A 7,741-nucleotide genomic window follows, 5' to 3' on the forward strand; every position below is an offset into this window, starting at 1 on the left:
TTCGGCCAGCGTGGTTTAACGGGGCGCCTGAGATCAAGATCAAAAGCAGATCAAGAGCAAGAGCAAGAGCGACTCGCTTCGCATCGTGGTTACGGTTGGGCGCTGCTGAGTTGTGTAGATACCGATAGCAGAGTGTCAGACTCAGCCTATTTGACTGACACACCGCCATCGGGGGCAAGCCCCCTCCCACATTTGACCGAGTACTGGTTTAGATCGCGCCGCGCTGGCGCAACAGTTCCAGCACTTGCTTGACGCTGTCTTCCAGCAACAGGGCCTGGGTGTCGATCACCAGGTCGGCATTCAATGGCACGTCGTACGGGAACGACTCACCCGGGATGTTATCCCCACCGGCAGCGTACAGCCCTTGCGGATCACGCTCGGCGCACACCAATGGCGACGCTTGCACGTACACCGTCAGTAGGCGATCGCTGCCAATCAGCGCCTTGGCCTGTTCACGGCCTTCGGCATCCGGGGCGACGAACGCGGCCAGGGTCAGCAGGCCGGCTTCGTTGAACTGGCGCGCCACGTGAGCGGCACGCCGCCAGTTTTCGGTACGCCCGGCGCGGTCCTGCGGCAGCCCTTTGTTCAGGTCGTGACGCAGGTTCTGGCCGTCCAGTACGAACACCGCACGGCCCATGTCGAACAGCTTGCGCTCAACCGCGTAGGCCAAGGTGCTCTTGCCGGCGCCGGACAGGCCGCTGAACAACACTGTGGCCGGCTGCTGGCCGAAGCGCAGGGCACGTTCCTCGGTGGCCACATGGGCCAACTTGCCGTGCTGCGCCGCGCTGCCATGGGTCACGGGCGGGGCGATGATCATGCCGGCTGCGACGGTGCCATTGGTCAAACGGTCGATGACGATAAAGGCGCCGGTGGTGCGGTTGCTGTCGTAACCGTCCAGGGCGATGGCGGCGTCCAGGCTGACCTTGACCCGGCCAATCTCGTTCAACTGCAGGGAACTGGCCGGGCCTTCGGCCAGGGTGTTCACGTCCACACGGTGCACGATGCTGGTGATGGAACCCGGCACATAGCTGGTGGCGCGCTTGATGTCGTATTTCTTGCCCGGCAGCATCGGCTCCTCGGCCATCCACACCAGCATGGCGTCGAAGGCGTCGGTCACTTGCGGCACGTTGTCGGCGTGTACCAGCAGGTCGCCACGGGAGATATCGATCTCGTCTTCCATGGTCAGCGTCACCGCTTGACCGGGACCTGCGTGCTCCAGCTCGCCCTCGAACGTGACGATGGATTTGACGCGGCTGCTCTTGCCCGACGGCAGCACCACGACTTCGTCGCCCTTGTGCACGATGCCGCTGGCCAGGGTGCCGGCAAAACCACGGAAGTTCAGGTTCGGACGGTTGACGTATTGCACCGGGAAACGCAGGTCGGTGTAGTTGCGGTCGTTGGCGATCTCGACGGTTTCGAGAATCTCCATCAGCGACTGGCCGGTGTACCAAGGCGAACGCTCGCTCTTGTTCACTACGTTGTCGCCCTTGAGCGCCGACATCGGCACAAAGGCCAGGGTGCTCGGCTTGAAGGCGATGCCCTCGGCAAACTTCAGGTAATCGGCCTTGATCGACTCGAACACGCTTTGGTCAAAGCCGTTGATGTCCATCTTGTTGATGGCGACCACGATGTGCTTGATACCCAGCAGCGAGGCGATGAAGCTGTGGCGACGGGTCTGGGTCTGCACGCCGTAGCGGGCGTCGATCAGGATGATCGCCAGGTCACAGGTGGAGGCACCGGTGGCCATGTTGCGGGTGTACTGCTCATGGCCCGGGGTGTCGGCGATGATGAATTTGCGCTTGGCGGTGGAGAAGTAGCGGTAGGCCACATCGATGGTGATGCCCTGCTCACGCTCGGCCTGCAGGCCGTCGACCAGCAAGGCCAGGTCGATGTCATCGCCAGTGGTGCCGGATTTTTTCGAATCGCGGGTGATGGCTTCCAGGTGATCTTCGTAGATCATCTTGGAGTCGTGCAGCAGGCGCCCGATCAGGGTGCTCTTGCCGTCGTCGACGTTGCCACAGGTCAGAAAGCGCAACATTTCCTTGCGCTCGTGCTGGCCCAGGTAGGCGAGGATGTCCTCGCTGATCAAATCAGATTGATGCGACATGACAGCCCCTTAGAAATAACCTTGACGTTTTTTATCTTCCATGGAGCCAGCGCCATCGTGGTCGATGACACGGCCCTGGCGCTCGGAAGTTCGCGTCAGGAGCATTTCCTGAATGATGTCCGTCAGCGTCTCGGCTTCGGACTCCACCGCGCCCGTCAACGGGTAGCAGCCAAGGGTACGGAAACGGACTTTCTTTTTGACGATGCGGGCTTTGTCTTCGTCGGACAGGTGCTCGAGGATGCGGTCGTCGTCGATCATGATCAACGTGCCGTTCTTCTCGATCACATCGCGCTCGGCGGCGAAATACAGCGGCACGATCGGGATGCCTTCCAGGTAGATGTACTGCCAGATGTCCAGCTCGGTCCAGTTGGACAGCGGGAACACACGGATCGACTCGCCCTTGTTGACGTTGCCGTTGTAGACGTTCCACAGCTCCGGGCGCTGGTTTTTCGGGTCCCAGCGGTGCTTGCTGTCGCGGAACGAGTACACGCGCTCTTTGGCACGGGATTTCTCTTCATCGCGACGCGCGCCGCCAAAGGCAGCGTCGAAACCATGCTTGTCCAGGGCCTGCTTGAGGCCCTCGGTCTTCATGATATCGGTGTGCTTGGCGCTGCCGTGGGTGAAGGGGTTGATGCCCTGCGCCACACCGTCCGGGTTGACGTGGGTGATCAGGTCCAGGCCCAGTTCCTCGACCATCTTGTCGCGGAACTTGTACATCTCCTGGAATTTCCAGCGGGTGTCGACGTGCATCACTGGGAACGGCAGTTTGCCCGGGAAGAAGGCCTTGCGTGCCAGGTGCAGCATCACGGCGGAGTCTTTACCGATCGAGTAGAGCATCACCGGGTTGTCGAACTCGGCGGCGACCTCGCGGATGATGTGGATGCTTTCCGCCTCCAGCTGTTTCAGATGCGTCAGTTTGTCGACCATGGCTACTCACGGAAAAACGATCTTGTGGACGGCCAGCGGGCCGTGTTCGAGCGGGGCATGCTAGCACAGCACCTGCTTCTATTTAGGGCGCCAACTAGATCGAAACGGTATATGAATATACCCCTGAGTTTGGCCTGCAATGCGGTCAAGTATGGGAGGGGGCTTGCCCTCGAGAGCGGTGGATCAGTGAAATAGGGACTGACTGACACACCGCAATCGGGGGCAAGCCCCCTCCCACATTGAGTCCCGCTGTATGGCTCAGATGGGGTTCGGGCAATCGATGAACAGGTGCTCCAGGGCGAAGCGTCGCGCCAGGTAATCGCCCAGTGCCTGCACGCCATAACGCTCGGTGGCGTGATGGCCGGCGGCAATGAAGCTGATGTCGTTTTCGCGGGCGCTGTGGAAGGTCTGCTCGGACGCTTCGCCGCTGATAAACAGGTCGACGCCCGCGGCAATCGCATTGTCGATATAGCCCTGGCCGCCCCCGGTGCACCAACCGACGCGGCGGATCATCTCGCTGCCTTCGATCAACAGCGGCTCGCGGCCCATCACGTCCTGCACGCGACGGGCGAAGTCGCGCGGTGACAGCGGCTCGGCGAGCGAGCCGACCAGGCCAACCACTTTGGGGTTGCCGGGGTCCAGCGGGCCTTCGACGGTGATGTCCAGTTGCCTGGCAAGCTGCACGTTATTGCCGACATCGGGGTGCAGATCCAGGGGCAGGTGGTAGGCCAACAGGCTGATGTCGTGCTTGAGCAAGGTTTTCAGGCGACGCTGCTTCATGCCGGTGATGCAGGGGTTCTCACCCTTCCAGAAATACCCGTGGTGCACCAGGATCAGGTCGGCCTGGGCTTCGACGGCGGCGTCCAGCAGGGCCTGGCTGGCGGTGACGCCGCTGACGATGCGCATCACCTGGGGCCGGCCCTCGACTTGCAGGCCGTTGGGGCAATAATCGGCGATTTTCAGGCTGCCAAGGTAGCGGTCCGCTTCCTCGACGAGGGTGGTAAGGGGGACGGCCATAAAAGACTCCTAAATATCCGGTTCGCAGGCGTCACAGCCTCGTATAATGCGCGACATTATGGGCGCTCCCGCGCCCCCTGCAACCTGTCAGGACTTACTTGATGCTCAAGGCACTGCGTTTTTTTGGATGGCCATTGCTGGCTGGCGTGCTGATCGCGATGCTGATTATTCAGCGTTATCCCCAGTGGGTTGGCCTGCCCAGTCTGGATGTGAACCTGCAGCAGGCCCCGCAAACCAGCACCGTGGTGCAAGGCCCGGTGACCTATGCCGACGCCGTGGTCATCGCCGCCCCCGCCGTGGTCAACCTGTACACCACCAAGGTGATCAACAAGCCGGCGCATCCCCTGTTCGAAGACCCGCAGTTTCGCCGCTATTTCGGTGATAACGGGCCCAAGCAGCGCCGCATGGAGTCCAGCCTCGGTTCCGGGGTGATCATGAGCCCGGAAGGCTACATCCTCACCAACAACCACGTGACCACCGGCGCCGACCAGATCGTGGTGGCCCTGCGTGACGGCCGCGAAACCCTGGCCCGCGTGGTGGGCAGCGATCCGGAAACCGATCTTGCGGTACTGAAGATCGACCTGAAGGATTTGCCGTCGATCACCCTCGGCCGCTCCGACGGCCTGCGCGTGGGCGACGTGGCGCTGGCCATCGGCAACCCGTTCGGCGTCGGCCAGACGGTGACCATGGGCATCATCAGCGCCACCGGGCGTAACCAACTGGGCCTTAACAGCTACGAAGACTTCATCCAGACCGACGCGGCGATCAACCCCGGCAACTCCGGCGGCGCGCTGGTGGATGCCAATGGCAACCTGACAGGCATCAACACAGCGATTTTCTCCAAGTCCGGCGGTTCCCAGGGCATCGGTTTTGCGATCCCGGTGAAGCTGGCGATGGAGGTGATGAAGTCGATCATTGAACACGGCCAGGTGATTCGTGGCTGGCTGGGCATTGAAGTCCAGCCCTTGACCAAGGAACTGGCCGAGTCGTTCGGCCTGACCGGGCGCCCGGGCATCGTGGTCGCTGGGATCTTCCGCGACGGCCCGGCGCAGAAAGCCGGCCTGCAACTGGGCGATGTGATCCTCAGCATCGACGGCGCACCCGCCGGTGATGGCCGCAAGTCGATGAACCAGGTGGCGCGGATCAAGCCGACCGACAAGGTGGCGATCCAGGTGATGCGCAACGGCAAGGAAATCAAGCTGTCGGCGGAAATCGGCCTGCGCCCGCCGCCGGCCACGGCACCGGTGAAGGAAGAGGAATAAGCGGCAGCGCACCCGCGCCCGTTCGCGGGCGCCGGTGCATTGATATGACATAGCAATCTCTCTCATTAGACATGTTATATTGTTTCAATATCGACATTGGAACGCTCTATCATGCCGTCTCGAAAATTTGCCCCCCTGGCCGGCCTGGCCCTGGGTTTGCTGCTCGACCCTGCCTACGCCGAAGAAAACACCCTGGAACTGGACACCATCAGCGTCACCACCGACGCCTACGAGTCGGCGACCGGCCCGGTGCAGGGTTACCGCGCGACCCGCTCCGCCAGCGCCACCAAGACCGACACCGCCCTGCGCGATATCCCGCAATCGATCAGCGTGATTCCTGCCACGGTACTTAAGGACCTGGGCAGCACCAGTGTGGAACGCGCCCTGGAATTTGCCGGCGGCGTCTCCAAGCAGAACAATTTTGGCGGCCTGACCCTTTACGAATACAGCGTGCGCGGCTTCACCACCTCCGAGTTCTACCAGGACGGCTTCAGTGCCAATCGCGGCTACCCGAGCACGCCGGACGCGGCAAACATCGAACGCATCGAAGTGCTCAAGGGGCCGGCCGCCAGCCTGTACGGACGTGGCGATCCAGGCGGCACAGTGAATATCGTCAGCAAGAAACCCCAACCCGAAGCCTTCACTACGCTGCAAACCAGCGCGGGCAGTTGGGATCGCTACCGCACCGCGCTGGACGTGAATACGCCGCTCGACAGCGAGGGTCGCGTGCTGTCGCGTGTGAACCTGGCGGTTGAAGACAACCACAGTTTTCGCGATCACGTGGACGCCAAGCGAGTGTTCGTCGCACCGTCCTTCAGTTGGGAACTGGACCCGGATACCACTCTGCTGGTGGAAAGCGAATTCGTGCGCCACGCCTCCACCTTCGACCGCGGCATTGTCGCCAACACCGGCATGTCCCATTCCACGTTCCTTGGCGAGCCGGACGACGGCAATATCCGCAACCACAACAACCGCATCCAGGCCGCGCTGGAACATCACCTCAATGATGCCTGGAAGCTGCGCCTGGCCAGTCATTACAAGCAAGGTAGCCTGTGGGGCGACGCTTCGGAAAGCCGTGCGCTGAACGCCGACGGTCACACCGTCAACCGCCGCTACCGCGAGCGCTCTACCGGCTGGCACGACAGCATCACCCAACTGGAACTGCGCGGGCTGTTCGATATTGGCAGCTGGCAGCATGAACTGCTGGTCGGCACCGAGTACGAGGACTACCGCAAGAAGGAACGGGTGACCGCTATCGGCGGCAGCAACTACCCCATTGATCTCCACAACCCGGTCTACGGCCAGCCAAAACCCAATGGCACGCGCACCGGTACCGATTTCTTCGAGCAGACCCAAAGCCATGCGCTGAACCTGCAAGACCAGATCGTCTTTACCGACCGCCTGCGCGGCATGGTGGGCGCGCGCTTCGAGCATTTCGACCAGAGCACCGACGACTTCACCCGCAACCACGCCAAAAGCCGGCAAACCCACGACGCCTTCACCCAACGCGCCGGCCTGCTCTATCAACTCACGCCGCAGGTTGGGGTATTCGCCAACGCCTCCACCTCATTCAAGCCCAACAGCGGCCTGGATGCCGCTGGCAAGACCTTCAAGCCCGAAGAAGGTGTGGGGTATGAAGTCGGGGTCAAGAGCGAGCTGTTTGACGACCGCCTCAGCGCCACCCTCGCCGCCTTCCATATCGAAAAGGAAAACGTGCTGACCCTGGACCCGGCGACCAACACCAACCGCGCCATGGGCAAGGCGCGCAGCCAGGGCCTGGACCTGCAACTGACCGGGCAGGTCACCGACGCCATCCGCGTGATCGGCGCGTTGGCCTACATCGACGCCGAAGTGACCAAGGGCGATAAAACCATTCCTGCCGGCAGCCGTATCCTCGGCGTCGCCAAACGCAGCGGCAGTCTGTTGGGGGTGTACCAATTCCAGGACGGCGCATTGCGCGGTTCGGACCTGGGGGCGGCGTTTACCTATGTGGGTGATCGCTCCGGTGAGGCGGGAACAGGTTTTGAACTGCCCGCTTACCACACCGTCGATCTGCTGGCGCATTACAAAGCGACGGAGAATGTCACCGTGGGGCTGAACCTCAACAACCTGTTCAACGAGAAGTACTACGAGCGATCCTACAGCAGCTACTGGGTCAACCCCGGCGAGCCGCGCAACTTCACCGTCAGCCTGAGCCTTAACCTCTGACAGACATGAGACTAAATGTGGGAGGGGGCTTGCCCCCGATGGCGATGTGTCAGTCACTGATGTACTTACTGACTCTCCCTCATCGGGGGCAAGCCCCCTCCCACATTTGGATCGCGGACCGGCAAATGATACCGGTCGGCTCTAAGGCCACCGCGCTTTTGCTTTTGATCTCAGGCGCCCCGTTAAACCACGCTGGCCGAACGCAGGCTTGAATCCGTGG

The 7,741-nt window shown here is 61.8% G+C and carries 5 protein-coding genes; 2 read left to right on the forward strand and 3 right to left on the reverse strand.

Annotation, left to right across the window (positions count from 1 at the left end):
- Positions 1 to 208 precede the first annotated feature (208 nt).
- From cysN to BFP90_RS09350, 3 genes are all read right to left on the reverse strand, one after another.
- Positions 209 to 2,107, reverse strand: a complete 1,899-nt coding sequence (cysN, locus tag BFP90_RS09340; protein ID WP_065896510.1) for a sulfate adenylyltransferase subunit CysN — start codon at positions 2,105 to 2,107, stop codon at positions 209 to 211.
- Positions 2,108 to 2,116: 9 nt separating this feature from the next.
- A complete protein-coding gene (gene cysD, locus BFP90_RS09345) occupies positions 2,117 to 3,034 on the reverse strand; it encodes a sulfate adenylyltransferase subunit CysD (RefSeq protein ID WP_017137614.1) in 918 nt (305 codons plus the stop codon).
- 258 nt (positions 3,035 to 3,292) lie between these two features.
- Positions 3,293 to 4,051, reverse strand: a complete 759-nt coding sequence (locus BFP90_RS09350) for a Nif3-like dinuclear metal center hexameric protein (RefSeq protein WP_065891506.1) — start codon at positions 4,049 to 4,051, stop codon at positions 3,293 to 3,295.
- A 101-nt stretch (positions 4,052 to 4,152) separates the two neighbouring features.
- Between BFP90_RS09350 and algW the strand changes: the two genes are divergently transcribed.
- Together algW and BFP90_RS09360 are read left to right on the forward strand one after the other, a co-directional pair.
- The gene (gene algW, locus BFP90_RS09355; protein ID WP_057725862.1) at positions 4,153 to 5,313 is read left to right on the forward strand and encodes a Do family serine endopeptidase AlgW; all 1,161 of its coding nucleotides are present in this window, start codon (positions 4,153 to 4,155) and stop codon (positions 5,311 to 5,313) included.
- A gap of 111 nt (positions 5,314 to 5,424) precedes the next feature.
- Positions 5,425 to 7,521: a TonB-dependent siderophore receptor gene (locus BFP90_RS09360; RefSeq protein ID WP_065896511.1), complete on the forward strand. Its 2,097-nt coding sequence runs from the start codon at positions 5,425 to 5,427 to the stop codon at positions 7,519 to 7,521.
- Positions 7,522 to 7,741: the final 220 nt, after the last annotated feature.

The sequence above is a fragment of the Pseudomonas sp. 24 E 13 genome (genome assembly GCF_900004715.1).
GTDB lineage: Bacteria > Pseudomonadota > Gammaproteobacteria > Pseudomonadales > Pseudomonadaceae > Aquipseudomonas > Aquipseudomonas orientalis_A.

Coding starts and splice junctions, on each gene's coding strand:
- cysN (WP_065896510.1), bottom strand. CDS start 2,107: ATGTCGCATCAATCTGATTTGATCAGCGAGGACATCCTCGCCTACCTG.
- BFP90_RS09360 (WP_065896511.1), top strand. CDS start 5,425: ATGCCGTCTCGAAAATTTGCCCCCCTGGCCGGCCTGGCCCTGGGTTTG.
- cysD (WP_017137614.1), bottom strand. CDS start 3,034: ATGGTCGACAAACTGACGCATCTGAAACAGCTGGAGGCGGAAAGCATC.
- algW (WP_057725862.1), top strand. CDS start 4,153: ATGCTCAAGGCACTGCGTTTTTTTGGATGGCCATTGCTGGCTGGCGTG.
- BFP90_RS09350 (WP_065891506.1), bottom strand. CDS start 4,051: ATGGCCGTCCCCCTTACCACCCTCGTCGAGGAAGCGGACCGCTACCTT.